Source organism: Yersinia massiliensis CCUG 53443 (assembly GCF_000312485.1).
Lineage (GTDB): Bacteria > Pseudomonadota > Gammaproteobacteria > Enterobacterales > Enterobacteriaceae > Yersinia > Yersinia massiliensis.
In genome coordinates this window covers 86,833-100,346 of the sequence record NZ_HE997645.1, presented here as the reverse complement: position 1 = coordinate 100,346, position 13,514 = coordinate 86,833, and the positions used below count along the sequence as shown (strand labels likewise).

The following is a 13,514-nucleotide window of genomic DNA, read 5'->3' as shown; positions in this document are numbered from 1 at the left end:
ATGGCTGAAATAGAAATCACCTTCACTGTGACTGAGTTATGCCAGTCAACGGGTATTATGCAGGATGAATTGGTCGAGGTTGTCGAGTTAGGCGTTATTGTCCCGTTGGAGTCTACCGACAGCGTCTGGATATTTGATGCTAAAGCATTAAGCAATCTAAAACGTGCTCAACGACTACAGCATGAGTTGGATCTAGACTGGTCTGGCGTCGCGATGACCTTAACGTTGCTCGAGCGAGTTGAGCAACTAAAAAAGGAAAACGAGCAGTTGCGCAGACAGCTTGATCGTTTTTTGCAAACTTGTTGATGTGACCGGATACGGGTTGGTGCTCCTGTTGCCAACCCGTTCTGGCTGTTAGCCGATGGGTAAGATGAGCGATATCGCCATCTTCATCATCAGTGTTGTGATTTAAAGGCTAGTCACACCGCCATCGACTCGTAATTCTGTTCCGACGACAAATCGAGACTCATCTGAGGCAAGAAAAACTGCCGCATGAGCAAGTTCAGTGGGTGTTCCCATGCGCTTGATTGGCACGAGTTGACGTATTTGCTCGGTCAGTTTGTCTTGTTCGTCACCCGATAACCCCAGCTTTTGCAGCGCAGGTGTTTGTGTCGGGCCGGGGCTTAGACCATTAACTCGAATCCCTCTTTCTGCCCATTCACCCGATAATGTTCGAGCGAGAGACAGTAGCCCAGCTTTGCTGGCGGCATAAACACTACTTTGAGGTAAGCCAATATGGGCACTGGCAGAACCGCAAAGAATGATGGATGAAGGATTTGCCAGCAGGGGTAATAATGATTGCAGCAAGAAAAAAGGGCCTTTCAGATTAGTAGAAAGGACTCGTTCAAAACTAGTTTCATCCCACTTTTCTATTGGATGGTGAGTAACATCACCAGCGTTGATATAGACGATATCCAACTGAGGCCAGACTTCTGTTAGGTGTGCGGCTAACTGATGTTGATCCGAGATATTACTGGCATCACTCTTGATCAGCAGAACACGCTCTCCAAGTTCCAAATAGGCGGCTTGCAACGCAGTCGTATTTCTACCGGTAATGGCGACTGTCGCGCCTTCAGCTAGAAATTGTCGAGCCGTTTCTAACCCAATGCCGCTGGTGCCGCCTGTAATTAATGCATATTTATGACGTAATCGATTCATTCTGCGCCTTTTCATTTTTGGTGATGTCAGGCCATTTTTAATGCAAAAGTATCTAATGTATAGTAGGTACCAATTGGATACTAAGCGTGTAACAGGAACCTAATGACGACCTCTCTGCTATTAGCGGCAAAAAATAAATCAGCATCCGAGTATGAAAGCACGGAAGATAAATGCCCGATGGTGCAATTTGTCGAACTGATTGCCGGAAAGTGGGCGATTCCTATTCTCTATCGCTTAATAGTGACTGCTGCACCTATCCGTTTTGGCGATCTACAGCGTGCAATTGCGCCGATTACGCAAAAAGAACTCACCCGCCAATTACGCGCTTTTGAGAAACGTGGCTTAGTGAATCGAAAAGTCTATGCACAAGTCCCGCCTCGGGTTGAATATGAGATCACGCCACTGGGTAAAACTTTACAGCCAACGCTTGATTCGTTAGCCCAATGGATGACAGCGCACCATAAAGATCTCAATTAAAAGGTGTAAGATTTACCATTCTGTGACATTTTCAGTGGCTTTCTACTCATCCAAATACTTAGTCAATGGGAACATTTATCATTTCGTCCTAGGTTAATATTAATTTATATATCGCTACATCTTATTTATGGCTTGTTTATACTTGGCTAGAGTTTACATTCGTGCTTTTTTGAATAAAAATTAAACTAACAGTAGTGGATTTAGTGAAAAAATTTGTGCCACATTGAGTCAGATTTAATTTTCATAGGACTATATAATTCATATGAACGTTAATGTTATTTATGAGTGATTGTAAAAACATAATAGTCGTTATTTTTTAACATAGAGTTTTATTAGCATTATTAAAATATATTTTCCTTGAAATTCTCTATCATTATTGTATTTTAACTTCGGTGATTACATCATTCCTTAATGAGCGAATGAACTGAATTTTAAATTTGACTAACCATGGGAACTTTTATTGATGTGGGATAATTATTTAAAATAACTCATTCAACAAATTAATGGCTAGTTCACAATTTATCGTTATATTGGTTTTTTAAATGAGTATTTGTGCATATATATCAAATTCTCATAGATGGTATTTTGATATTAAATATAATCAAAATATATAATTTAATTTGTTTTTTTTATTAAGTTAACGTAATGATAATCACTTCTTACGTTGTCATGCTTGATGCGTGATTGGTCGTTATTAACTGAGTGAATATGTTTGAGGGTTTATCTATGTATGTTGATACAGTCTCTGTTGTTTCTGGTAGTAAATTCATCGATATCAATGGGAAAGGGGTGATTGATTATGAGAAAGAGATATCACTAGATTGCTGTATGAACAAAATTCACTTCCATACGAAAAGATTAACTGTGGATATTAATGAAAAACAAAAGAGATTGGTTATGTGCTTGTTTAATGATGTTAATCGAAAGCAAGATATCATAAAAGTCGTATGGTATGAGAACCATAAGAGCATATCGGACAATAACTATCATCAGCTCATACATAAGTTTAGAGTGCATTTGAAAAGTGCGGGTATACCTGACGGTATCATTAAAACGATTAACAGATATGGGCTTAGGTTAGATTCGGGTATGTTGAAAATGATGGATTCAAATAAAATGAGTGATAGGTTTCTTGGTTATTAATGGAATATATGTGTAAGCGCCATTATCTATGCCATGTAAATGATAAATGAGCGGTGCGGGTGCTATTGTTTTCAAAAGGATAAAACAGCACCCTACCATATTTTAATAATTAACATTTTCATTTGTGATGATGGGTTCTTTCTGATTATCACAATAAATAAGAATGTTTTATCTAAAAGGAATTTGTAAAATTATAATGGATTTATATAAATCAGGGTGTTTGCTATTTTCCATTTTTGTTGGGGCATGCATAGGCGGTTTTTTGAATGTTATCATCTATCGATTGCCAATCATGATGGCAGATAGCTTATCAAAAGACACAACAAGGTATGGGGAAGGTGGAGTTTTTAAAGGCAAAGTCACTCTCCTTTCCCCTAGATCATTCTGTCCAGCTTGTTATTGTCCTTTACCCGCTAAGTATAATATCCCTATATTGAGTTGGTTGTACTTGCGAGGGCAGAGCCAATGTTGTCAACAAAAAATAAATAATCGGTATTTAATAGTAGAGTTAATGTCAACAGTTTTAACGTTGGCAATTGTCTATCACATTGAAGATACACACATCATTATCGCTAGCCTATTTTTAATTTGGGCACTTATTGTTTTATCGTTTATTGACATTGAGTATTATATTTTACCTGACTCTATTACCTTGCCATTATTATGGTGTGGTTTGATATTCAATATTAATGAGGGTTTCTCTGTTTTATCTTCTGCTGTGATAGGCGCAATAGCGGGTTATCTTTTTCTGTGGTTCCCTTATTGGCTATTTAAGTGCTTTAAGGGTGTTGAGGGGATGGGACGAGGAGATTTTAAGTTAATGGCCACGTTAGGCGCATGGTTTGGCATAACGGCCATTCCTTTATTGGTTTTACTTTCAGCCTTATTTGGTCTTTTGGTTTATATCGTTCTATATAATATATTACAAAAGAAGGTTAAGTATATCGCATTTGGCCCCTGTATTTCGTTGGCCGGTATGACTTATTTGTTTCTGGTTGTCTGAATGTACTTGTGATTTTACTTTTTTGATACTCTATAATACATGTTGAGATGTTTGTGTTTTGTGATGTGGATTCTAAAAGTTAGTGAAGTATTTTTTTATTAATAATGTGAATATTACAATAGCATTCCTCCTTATCTCTTTTTCCTCTCATTGGCACTGTCATTTTTCGTTAAAAACTTCTATTTTTAGCTTATCTAATGTTTGTGAATGACGGTGAATTAATGTTATCTCTGTTACCTTCATCAGTGATCACATTAAGGTAAATGAATGGGTGAAATAACCATTGGGAACATTAAGTTTACACCAGACAAGAGAATCCTTAATAAAGGAGGTGTGGTCGTTAAAATGAGAAATAAAGAGTCTGAGGTATTGAGTTTATTGTGCCATCATTACCCTTCAACGCTTTCCCGAGAAGACCTTGAGAGGGAAATATGGGGTGATAGTTATGTGACTGACAACACACTGACAAGACCATTAGTAATTTACGGCATGCACTTGATGATAAAGGTCATGAGTTAGTCATGACAATCCCCAAAAAAGGGTACTGTATTAGTACCCAGCCTATTTTCACTTTACCCGATTCGTCACAAAATTTGATATTGAGTGAAGGTGAATTAACTAGAAATGTTGTATCTGAATTCATCATTTTAATGCCAAAAGGTATTAATAATTTTTATAAAACAAGTGTAGTGCTATTTTTAGTTGTTTGTTTTATTACTTCATTCAGTTTAACTGCAATACATCATCAAATAAAAATTAATGATATAAGTAGTTTGCCTATATTAGTCGGCTTAGATACGAAAATTGATAATGATTTCTTGTTGAAATTCAATAAGAAACCTTACATTTTTTTAAAAAAGAGAAGTGATGGTGAGTATATCGCTTGTGAATATAATGAGGGAGAGTTGATATGCGAAAAGAAATAATAATACCAGTGGTTTTCTGGTTTATCTTCGCGGCCAGCCTAGGGTATCTCTCTGGGCGAATTTTCTCTTACCTACATCCTATGAGAAGTATTGAAGGGTATTGGGAAATGAATAGTCACCTTGACAATATGGAAGGTGGTTATCATGTCAATTCACGAATCAGTATTATGAATAGAGAGGTTAATTCGTCCGTCGAAGTTTATGATAAAAATCATTATGTAAAAGCGAGGCGTAATATTGTTTTTGATGTTATGGATATTGATAATAATGTTTTGGCGGGGAGAATATTGTCTGTGTCAATGGTGGATGATAATGATCATAGTTTGAGCGATTTTCTTAACACGCCATTCACGATAAGTCATCCTACAATCTATCGGCTAAATAAGGACACTATTTTTATTGAGCAATCTCAAGGGCACCCAGTCAATAGCTTGCGTTTATTGACTCGTGTTGAAACATGATTTTATGTTTTTATTAATATACTGAAATTTGGCGTAATTGATTATCTAAATGATAGTGGCGAGATTAATTGAAATTTTTTTGTCATATTTCATGGGTAATATCTTGCTAATCAACCATTGTCAAGTGTGGAAATAATGTTCTATAGCATCAAGTCTTTTGTTATTGGATTGGTTTCAAATGTTAAGCATTTGGGGCTGAGGACTAGCGGTAGATTTGGCATTTTATCTGGCCTGATATTAGTGATTACTCTTTTTTCTTTATTACAATTATTTTCTATCGGTTTTTTATCTCATATTTTGGATACCACGAACGTTAATGTGGAACGTACTCATTATAACCACCAACAAGAAACATTAATGGATCGCGCGCGAATGGAGCTATTGATTGCCAGTGATAAGCTCAATCGGGCAGGAATCTACTATATGGTTGATAAAGAAACCGGATCAGAAGGGAGTTGGCATAGCCTTTTGAGTGAAGCACTACAATCCCTCCAGCAATCGGAAGAAAATTATCGACATTTATTACGACTTTCAACCCATGATGAACGCCCTGAGTTTATTGCGTTGAAAGAGAGTTATCAGCAGTTGTATCAAGGGTTAAACGAGATTGGGCAAGGTTTATCAAAGAACAATAACATCGACGTTTTTTTTGAAGTGCCTATTCAGGGATTCCAGAGTGATTTCACCGAGAAGTATTATCACTATTTACAGGAAAGCGAGAATAAACGGACGGTAATGGATTCTCAGCTTTTATCTTCGTTGTTATCGGCCAAACAGGCTATTATCATGGCTCTGGCCATATTACTTATTCTTGCTTTTTCTGTTTGGCTCGGTGTTACCCGCTGGATTATCCGCCCTCTAAATAACCTTATTTCGCATATCAATATTATTGCTGCCGGCGACTTATCACACCCTATTAAGCAAAGCACATTGACCAGTCGAGAAGTTAGCCAGATAGCCGCTAGCATATGCCAAATGCAGCAAGGACTTGTTGCGCTTGTTAGTCAGGTTCGTGGCGGCGCAGAAGTTATCCTTGCTGGAATTAATCAAATTGCCGCTGATAGCCACCGTATTTCAGAACAAACACAATCGCAGACACATTCGCTTGCGGCTACGACGCAAAGCATGCAGCAACTCAATGCCCGCGTAAAACAAAACTCGATGAGTGCAGACCAAGCAAATGACCTCGCAAATAAGACGAAAGCTATCGCCAGTCAGGGGGGAGAGATGATGTCGAATGTGGTGAATTCCATGGCTGATATTTCCACCGGTTCAAAGGAAATAACGGAAATAATCTCGTTAATTGAATCCGTGGCTTTTCAAACCAATATTCTGGCATTAAATGCGGCCATTGAAGCGGCGCATGCCGGTGAGCATGGGAGAGGCTTTTCTGTTGTCGCGCGAGAAGTTGGCATGCTAGCGAATAAGAGTGGTCATTCTGCACTGAATATTAAGCAACTCATTCATAACTCTTCTCGCTATATTTCTACTGGTACTAGCCTCGTTGCGCGTTCTGGGGATAATTTACGAGAAATTATCGACGCAGTTAAAAAAGTCACGGATCTGATGGCAGAAATATCGGCGGCTTCACACGATCAAAGTGAGGGTATCGAAAACATCACCACGCAGGTGGGGATGATTAATGAGGTCACGAGGTTAAACGCAGAACTCGTAGAGCAATCATCGCGCGCGTCAGAAGCATTACAAAAACAAACGTTTCAACTGAATCAATCAGTCGCTCGATTTTGCCTGCCATGAAACGACCTACTCACAAATTGATGAGCAGGTCGCGGCCAATTTTAGTGTGCAATGCTGTTTTTCAGCATCTTGGTCCAAGCGGATGGATCACCGTAATACTCGCTGGCAGGTAAAACGGTCAGCTTGCCTTGATTATCTTGCAAAACAAATGTCGGGAAGCCATGGCCTCGCATCTTCTCGAGGAAAATGCGGCTTTTGTTAATGTGCTGGATAGATATCTCCTGAGTGGCATTGAACGAGTGAATAAATTCATCGCTGTTCAGGCCAATATCAGTTGCAAGTTCAGCGAGCACTGATGTGTCAGAGATACGGCGGCCTTCCACATAATGCCCTTGCTGAATACGATGAAGCATATCGGCTCCGCGTCCACCTAACGACTCTGCAGCCAGAATCGCAGTAATAGGCGGCGTGGAGTCCATGACGGCTGATGTATCATTCAGTAAATCATTATAATAGGCATCACCAAATGTCTGACCGGTTAACGCGGCAATCCGTTGGTCATGAGGCATCACATAATCGCGCCATTGGTTATCAATCTGGCGGCGGTTTAGCCCAGACATCATACCTCCCGCGTGGAGTACTAGCGCTAGGTTAGGAATATCTTGCGCAGCCTGTACCAGTGGCGCTGCGCCATAACACCAACCGCATAGTGGGTCGAAGATGTAATGTAATTTTGTGTTGGCCATTATGGCGTCCTCAATAATATCGACTGATATGATAATTCAGTACCTTAGCGTTAATTCAGTACCTTAGTGCTAATTCATTCTAGTGGCGACTACTGTGGCCATTTCATCTCATTTTTCAAAACTTTGGCACTCAATTCCAGGCTAGATTCATCTTTCAGTTCAGGATAATGCTTTTTCATTGCCGCAATCAGTTCAACGGAATCTTTCGCTTTAGGGAGCTCAGCATTTAACGTGGTCAAATAGTTTTGAGTGAAGGTCACTGAGGCCAATGTTTGCGGTGCGTTATCCAGATAATGACCCGGAACGACCGTGACCGGTTTTAAGGCTTTGATTTTTTCCAATGTTGTCAGCCAATGTTGGCGTGACTCAGGTGTTTGAGTGTCTGCAACCCATAAATGGATATTGCCAGAGACCATGACCCCGCCAACAACCGCTTTTAATGAAGGGATCCAAACAAAGGTTTTTTCAGGTGACGGACCGTCCAAACCTTCTACCTCAATACGTTCTCCATCGATAGTGAAACTCTTACCTTGCAGCGGTTGTGGGACAATCACTTTAGCCGGTGCATTTTCTTTCAAAATCGGCCCCCAATAAGCCAATTTACCTGCTTTAGTCGCCTCAATTTCTTCGATGGTTTGTGGTGTTGCAAGCACCTTGGCTTGTGGGAAAGCTTTAGTGATCACGTCTAAACCAAAATAAAAGTCAGGGTCAGCTTGGCTGATATAAATGGTGGTTAGTTTCTTACCACTTTGCTGGATTTTCTTCACCAATGCTTCGGCGTCGTTACGCTGAAACTGAGCATCAATTAAGGCAACTTCTGTTTTACCGCTGATTATCTCTGATGACACGGGGAAAACACTTTTTTCACCGGGATTGTAGACTTCCATTTTCAATGGCGTAGCCGCATGAACGGTTGATGCTGCTGCGAAAATAGCCATGCTGGCGAAGCTGATTTGTAGTAACGATTTCTTAAACATGTGATTTGTCCTGAGAGTGTCTGGGTGTGGGAGAGATAATAGATTGCATATATCGAGAGAAAAACCCGATAATGAGCAATTGTTTGTTGCGTAAATCGAGCTAATAATGGATAGAATCACCGCCGCTGAAGTCTTTGTCGCGATTGTAGAGCGGGGCAGTATGATTGCCGCAGCCGAGGCATTGGAGATGTCACGGGCGATGGTGACCCGTTATCTGGCACAGATGGAGCAATGGGCGGGAGTACGTTTGCTGCATCGAACAACGCGAAAGTTGAGTTTGACTCATGCAGGGGAAGCAACACTGGAACGTTGCCGACGGATGTTGGAATTCGCGCAGGATATGAATGCCACTGTTGGGCTGGAAAACGATGATTTACGGGGTTTACTACGTATTAGTTGCTCTCAATCGCTTGGACAAAGTGCGTTGGTTGTTGCCGTTACCGATTATTTACGTCGCTATCCGCAGGTCGCGGTTGATTTGCAGATGAATAATCGCACCGTCAATTTAGTCGAAGAACGTATTGATTTGGCGCTACGCATTACCAATGAGCTCGATCCAAATTTAATCGCTCGGCCACTCGCGATTTGTCATTCCGTTGTTTGCGCTTCACCTGCTTATCTAGCCGCCAAGGGAATCCCAAGAGATCCTCATGATCTGGCGGTACACAACTGCCTGACCTATTCCTATTTCGGCAAGAGTTTGTGGCATTTTGACCAGCAGGGCGCTAAATCCTCGGTTGCCGTCGGTGGGAATCTAAGTGCCAATGAGTCCGTCGTGCTACTGAGCGGTGCGTTAGAGGGAGCAGGTATCACGTTGCAACCCAGCTACTCTGTTGCACCTTATATTGCTCGTGGAGAACTCATAAAGTTATTGCCTGATTATCAGCCTCAGGCAATGGGCATTTACGGCATCTATACTTCACGTCGGCAAATGCCAGCAACATTAAGAACAATGTTGGATTTCTTAGTGGAATGGTTTGCCACTCATCCTTTGCCAACTTGAGTGTGAAGTGCAGTTACATTCTAAAACATATTTTTATCATCAATAATCAGTCAGAAAAAATCATTATTTCATTGAGTTACCGAGAGGAATAGCTAACGTTTAATGATCATGCTATTTATCACCCTGTTCATTACTGGTTATTATTCCTCAACTCATGCTATTGCTATTTAGCGAGCCAAAAAAATAATAATGCATTTTTATCGGATTACTGCTGCGATATTCAGCAATTGAACAGCTTTTCTCACGACTTCTACGATTCACTACCTCATGCCGGTCAATGAATAATGACGGCAATAATTTGATCTGCCCGCTATCTATGGTGGGAAGATATTGTCTGACTGGGAGCTTGTATTATGCCTGTTGCGCTATTGGCATTAGCACTGAGTGCTTTTGCGATTGGGACGACCGAGTTTGTCATTATGGGGCTATTGCCTCAGGTGGCAGGTGATTTACACATCTCGATTCCAACCGCCGGTTGGTTAATCAGTGGTTATGCACTAGGGGTCGCGATTGGCGCGCCAATTATGGCGGTTCTGACGGCTAAGTTGCCGCGTAAAAAGACACTATTGCTCTTAATGGTGATTTTTATTATCGGTAACCTGATGTGTGCACTGGCATACAGTTACGATTTCCTGATGTTGGCGAGGGTGATTACCGCCTTGTGCCACGGGGCATTCTTTGGGATTGGTGCTGTGGTGGCGTCCAATCTGGTGGCACCCAATCGACGGGCTTCTGCGGTGGCACTGATGTTTACCGGTTTGACCCTTGCCAATGTGCTGGGTGTGCCGTTGGGAACGGCATTGGGGCAAGCCTTTGGTTGGCGCTCAACCTTCTGGGTGGTTTCGTTCATCGGCTTAATCTCACTGGTCGCGCTTTATCGTAAATTACCCGCCACTCAGGAAGAGGCTCCGACTGAGTTACGTAAGGAGATAGCGGCGTTGCGTGGCGGTGGCATTTGGCTCTCACTGTTGATGACGGTTATTTTTGCTGCCGCCATGTTTGCGCTCTTTACCTATATTGCGCCTATCTTGACCGAAGTGACGCAGGTTTCCGAGCATGGCGTGAGTTGGACATTATTGTTGATGGGGTTGGGACTAACGCTGGGGAACATTGTCGGGGGGCGCTTAGCAGATTGGCGTTTATCCGTCAGTTTAACCATGACCTTCCTGCTGATAGCGGTGTTCTCAGCACTATTCAGTTGGACGAGTTATTCTCTCATCGCCGCAGAAGTGACGTTGTTCCTCTGGTCGGCGGCGGCATTTTCGGCGGTACCCGCTTTGCAAATCAATGTGGTCACTTATGGCAAAAAAGCGCCTAATTTAGTCTCGACGCTCAATATCGCTGCGTTTAATGTCGGTAATGCTTTAGGCGCGTGGGTGGGGGGCGTGGTCATTGCCAGCGGCCTAGGTCTGACGGCCGTTCCGCTGGCGGCGGCTGCACTCGCGGCTGTCGGATTATTGCTGTGCCTGTTTACTTTTTCCCGCGCGCGAGCGGGTAAGGTGACGGCAGCTTAGTTAAGTCAGTGTAAATTGACTATTGATGAGCAATCACCGCGGCCAATCGTTGTTGGAAGGTGATTGCTTGTTGTTTCAGATGCTCGATAAATATCTCTACCAAAGTCGATGAGGGTCGATGTATCGGTTGTATCAAACTGATGGTAAAAGGTATTTCGACGCTAAATGGGCGTACACAGACGCCGTTATCAGTACTTTTATTGATATAATCCAATGCCGTCAATGGGTTAACGATTGAGACTCCTACCCCTTCTCGTACCATGGCGCAAACAGATGCGGCACTATGAGTCTCAAGTACCAACCTGCGGTTAATCCCTTGCTCAGCAAACAGATTATCCAACAATTGACGATAACTGTCCGTCACCGAGAGGCTGATAAAATTTTCGCCTTGGAAATCTTGTGGTGTCAGCACTGATTTTTCCCGCAATGGATGGTCGCTGGGCAAGACGCAGACTTCGTTCACGGTCATCAGTGCATGGCGTAATGTCCCTGCGGGGGTTTGGGTATTCTCGGTCAGCCCTAAGTCATGGCGCTGAGCGGAAAGCCACTCTTCCAATAACGGTGATTCCTGCGGGATCACACTCAGACTCACTTCCGGATAGCTTTCAATGAAGGGTTTGCACACCGCAGGAAGGAGTGATTGAGAAAATACGGGCAAGCAGGCAATCGACAGTTGGGCTTGCTGGAATTGGCGAATCCCCTCTGCGGCTTGACGGATGCGATCAAGGCCGTAATAAGAGCGCTGCACTTCTTCAAATAACCGCAAGCCTTGCACGGTGGGGTAAAGGCGGCCTCGCACACGGTCAAAGAGTTTTAATTGCACCAACTGCTCAAAGCGGGCCAACTCACGGCTAACCGTCGGTTGTGATGTCTGGAGGAGTGCCGCTGCTTCAGTCAGGTTACCGGTGGTCATCACACCATGAAAAATTTCGATTTGTCGTAGAGAGATGGCAGGCATCGCATAGCTCCTGATTAGGCGACTGAATAAGCTAATCCATATCATAAATGAATAGACTCAGGCTAAATAGATATTTTCCTAACAAGAACGTGATTGTTAATAATACGGTATCAGCGAAATCGCTCTTTTCGCCCAACTTATTGATTGACCAAATTATTAGGAAAACCCTATGCCACGCGCACTTAACGACTCTTCTTCGGCGCTTACTGCCCAAAATCTGATCGCTTTACCTGAGCGTTTTGGTTGCCCAGTGTGGGCCTATGATGGCGATATTATTGCTCAACGTATCAATCAATTACGGAATTTTGATGTAATTCGTTTTGCCCAGAAAGCCTGTTCGAATATTCATATTCTGCGTTTGATGCGTGAGCAGGGTGTCAAGGTGGACTCTGTCTCGCTCGGTGAGATTGAACGTGCGTTAGTGGCTGGGTTCCAACCGGGGCTGGAACCCGCTGAAATCGTGTTTACCGCCGATCTGTTGGATCAGGCCACATTAATGCGAGTGACGGAATTAAACATCCCGGTGAATGCAGGATCAATCGACATGCTGGATCAATTGGGCCAACAGGCACCTGGTCACCCAGTTTGGTTGCGTATCAATCCTGGTTTTGGTCATGGTCACAGCCAGAAAACCAATACCGGCGGCGAAAACAGTAAACATGGCATCTGGTATCAAGACCTACCACAAGCTATCGAGAAAGTGACGCAATACGGCTTAACCTTAGTGGGTATTCATATGCATATTGGCTCTGGTGTTGACTATCAACATCTAGAGCAAGTCTGTGACGCCATGGTCGAGCAGGTCATTAGCTTGGGGCAGGATATCAGCGCCATTTCGGCAGGGGGCGGTTTGTCGATCCCTTATGAGTTCGGTGGTGACGAGATTGATACCGAGCATTATTACGGCTTATGGAACAACGCCCGCGAGCGTATCGCCGCGCATCTGGGCCATCCCGTCAGCCTTGAAATTGAACCGGGCCGGTTTTTGGTGGCAGAATCCGGCGTGCTCATTGCGCAAGTACGGGCAGTGAAAGAGATGGGCAGCCGGCACTACGTCTTGGTGGATGCGGGTTTTAACGACTTGATGCGCCCAGCGATGTACGGTAGCTACCATCATATTTCATTGTTGCCAGCAGACGGGCGTTCATTAGCATCAGAAGCGTTGATTGAGACAGTGGTCGGTGGCCCGCTTTGTGAGTCAGGTGATATTTTCACTCAGGAAGCGGGAGGCGGGCTAGAAACTCGTGCGTTACCGGCAGCCCGAATCGGTGACTATCTGGTGTTCCACGATACTGGCGCTTATGGCGCGTCGATGTCCTCTAACTACAACAGCCGACCGCTCTTGCCCGAAGTGCTATTTGAACAAGGGCAGCCACGTTTGATCCGCCGCCGGCAAACCATCGAAGAACTGATTGCCTTAGAAATGATGTAACAGCGCGATTCGAGCCTC

Annotated in this window: 15 protein-coding genes; 11 read left to right on the top strand and 4 right to left on the bottom strand. The window is 43.1% G+C overall.

All coding sequences use genetic code 11. The annotated features are described in order from the left end of the window. Complete coding sequence (gene cbpM / locus BN68_RS13030) at nt 1-306, top strand: chaperone modulator CbpM (RefSeq protein ID WP_019211595.1); 306 nt, start codon at nt 1-3, stop codon at nt 304-306. 102 nt (nt 307-408) lie between these two features. Here cbpM and BN68_RS13025 read toward each other — a convergent pair whose 3' ends face one another. After that, the gene (locus tag BN68_RS13025; RefSeq protein ID WP_019211594.1) at nt 409-1,158 is read right to left on the bottom strand and encodes an SDR family oxidoreductase; all 750 of its coding nucleotides are present in this window, start codon (nt 1,156-1,158) and stop codon (nt 409-411) included. A gap of 102 nt (nt 1,159-1,260) precedes the next feature. Here BN68_RS13025 and BN68_RS13020 point away from each other — a divergent pair, with 102 nt between their 5' ends. The 7 genes from BN68_RS13020 to BN68_RS12995 all read left to right on the top strand — a co-directional run bounded on the left by BN68_RS13020 (nt 1,261) and on the right by BN68_RS12995 (nt 6,926). Continuing rightward, nucleotides 1,261-1,635 carry a winged helix-turn-helix transcriptional regulator gene (locus BN68_RS13020; RefSeq protein ID WP_019211593.1) on the top strand — a complete coding sequence of 125 codons (375 nt, stop codon included), beginning with the start codon at nt 1,261-1,263 and terminating at the stop codon, nt 1,633-1,635. 726 nt (nt 1,636-2,361) lie between these two features. Continuing rightward, nucleotides 2,362-2,778 (top strand): winged helix-turn-helix domain-containing protein, encoded by a 417-nt coding sequence (locus BN68_RS13015; RefSeq protein ID WP_042806778.1) that lies wholly within the window; start codon nt 2,362-2,364, stop codon nt 2,776-2,778. A 193-nt stretch (nt 2,779-2,971) separates the two neighbouring features. After that, nucleotides 2,972-3,781 (top strand): prepilin peptidase, encoded by an 810-nt coding sequence (locus BN68_RS13010; protein ID WP_081578835.1) that lies wholly within the window; start codon nt 2,972-2,974, stop codon nt 3,779-3,781. Between the two features lie 267 nt (nt 3,782-4,048). Then, complete coding sequence (locus BN68_RS24500) at nt 4,049-4,300, top strand: winged helix-turn-helix domain-containing protein (protein ID WP_315851244.1); 252 nt, start codon at nt 4,049-4,051, stop codon at nt 4,298-4,300. 2 nt (nt 4,301-4,302) lie between these two features. Continuing rightward, the gene (locus BN68_RS24495; protein WP_331271566.1) at nt 4,303-4,707 is read left to right on the top strand and encodes a hypothetical protein; all 405 of its coding nucleotides are present in this window, start codon (nt 4,303-4,305) and stop codon (nt 4,705-4,707) included. Next, nucleotides 4,692-5,168, top strand: a complete 477-nt coding sequence (locus BN68_RS13000; protein WP_019211590.1) for a hypothetical protein — start codon at nt 4,692-4,694, stop codon at nt 5,166-5,168. Before BN68_RS24495 ends, BN68_RS13000 begins: the two co-directional genes overlap by 16 nt. Before the next feature lie 135 nt (nt 5,169-5,303). Then, complete coding sequence (locus BN68_RS12995) at nt 5,304-6,926, top strand: methyl-accepting chemotaxis protein (protein ID WP_019211589.1); 1,623 nt, start codon at nt 5,304-5,306, stop codon at nt 6,924-6,926. A 41-nt stretch (nt 6,927-6,967) separates the two neighbouring features. On the opposite strand, the gene BN68_RS12990 is transcribed toward BN68_RS12995, so the two are convergent. Both BN68_RS12990 and BN68_RS12985 read right to left on the bottom strand, forming a co-directional pair. After that, nucleotides 6,968-7,612 carry a DsbA family protein gene (locus BN68_RS12990; RefSeq protein WP_019211588.1) on the bottom strand — a complete coding sequence of 215 codons (645 nt, stop codon included), beginning with the start codon at nt 7,610-7,612 and terminating at the stop codon, nt 6,968-6,970. Nucleotides 7,613-7,701: 89 nt separating this feature from the next. Next, nucleotides 7,702-8,589: an MBL fold metallo-hydrolase gene (locus tag BN68_RS12985; protein WP_019211587.1), complete on the bottom strand. Its 888-nt coding sequence runs from the start codon at nt 8,587-8,589 to the stop codon at nt 7,702-7,704. 106 nt (nt 8,590-8,695) lie between these two features. Between BN68_RS12985 and BN68_RS12980 the strand changes: the two genes are divergently transcribed. Both BN68_RS12980 and BN68_RS12975 read left to right on the top strand, forming a co-directional pair. Next, on the top strand, nt 8,696-9,592 hold the full coding sequence (locus tag BN68_RS12980; protein WP_019211586.1) for a LysR family transcriptional regulator: 897 nt from the start codon (nt 8,696-8,698) through the stop codon (nt 9,590-9,592). Between the two features lie 353 nt (nt 9,593-9,945). After that, on the top strand, nt 9,946-11,106 hold the full coding sequence (locus tag BN68_RS12975; RefSeq protein WP_019211585.1) for an MFS transporter: 1,161 nt from the start codon (nt 9,946-9,948) through the stop codon (nt 11,104-11,106). A 19-nt stretch (nt 11,107-11,125) separates the two neighbouring features. On the opposite strand, the gene BN68_RS12970 is transcribed toward BN68_RS12975, so the two are convergent. Then, a complete protein-coding gene (locus tag BN68_RS12970; RefSeq protein ID WP_019211584.1) occupies nt 11,126-12,064 on the bottom strand; it encodes a LysR family transcriptional regulator in 939 nt (312 codons plus the stop codon). A 169-nt stretch (nt 12,065-12,233) separates the two neighbouring features. On the opposite strand from BN68_RS12970, the gene lysA reads away from it, so the two are divergent. After that, the gene (gene lysA / locus BN68_RS12965; RefSeq protein WP_019211583.1) at nt 12,234-13,496 is read left to right on the top strand and encodes a diaminopimelate decarboxylase; all 1,263 of its coding nucleotides are present in this window, start codon (nt 12,234-12,236) and stop codon (nt 13,494-13,496) included. The last annotated feature ends 18 nt before the right edge of the window (nt 13,497-13,514 follow it).

Excerpts from the sequence above, each read along its gene's own strand:
- BN68_RS12970 (WP_019211584.1), bottom strand. The coding sequence starts at position 12,064 with ATGCCTGCCATCTCTCTACGACAAATCGAAATTTTTCATGGTGTGATG.
- BN68_RS13000 (WP_019211590.1), top strand. The coding sequence starts at position 4,692 with ATGCGAAAAGAAATAATAATACCAGTGGTTTTCTGGTTTATCTTCGCG.
- BN68_RS13020 (WP_019211593.1), top strand. The coding sequence starts at position 1,261 with ATGACGACCTCTCTGCTATTAGCGGCAAAAAATAAATCAGCATCCGAG.
- BN68_RS12975 (WP_019211585.1), top strand. The coding sequence starts at position 9,946 with ATGCCTGTTGCGCTATTGGCATTAGCACTGAGTGCTTTTGCGATTGGG.
- cbpM (WP_019211595.1), top strand. The coding sequence starts at position 1 with ATGGCTGAAATAGAAATCACCTTCACTGTGACTGAGTTATGCCAGTCA.
- BN68_RS13025 (WP_019211594.1), bottom strand. The coding sequence starts at position 1,158 with ATGAATCGATTACGTCATAAATATGCATTAATTACAGGCGGCACCAGC.
- BN68_RS24500 (WP_315851244.1), top strand. The coding sequence starts at position 4,049 with ATGGGTGAAATAACCATTGGGAACATTAAGTTTACACCAGACAAGAGA.
- BN68_RS12995 (WP_019211589.1), top strand. The coding sequence starts at position 5,304 with ATGTTCTATAGCATCAAGTCTTTTGTTATTGGATTGGTTTCAAATGTT.
- lysA (WP_019211583.1), top strand. The coding sequence starts at position 12,234 with ATGCCACGCGCACTTAACGACTCTTCTTCGGCGCTTACTGCCCAAAAT.
- BN68_RS24495 (WP_331271566.1), top strand. The coding sequence starts at position 4,303 with ATGACAATCCCCAAAAAAGGGTACTGTATTAGTACCCAGCCTATTTTC.
- BN68_RS12985 (WP_019211587.1), bottom strand. The coding sequence starts at position 8,589 with ATGTTTAAGAAATCGTTACTACAAATCAGCTTCGCCAGCATGGCTATT.
- BN68_RS12990 (WP_019211588.1), bottom strand. The coding sequence starts at position 7,612 with ATGGCCAACACAAAATTACATTACATCTTCGACCCACTATGCGGTTGG.
- BN68_RS12980 (WP_019211586.1), top strand. The coding sequence starts at position 8,696 with ATGGATAGAATCACCGCCGCTGAAGTCTTTGTCGCGATTGTAGAGCGG.
- BN68_RS13015 (WP_042806778.1), top strand. The coding sequence starts at position 2,362 with ATGTATGTTGATACAGTCTCTGTTGTTTCTGGTAGTAAATTCATCGAT.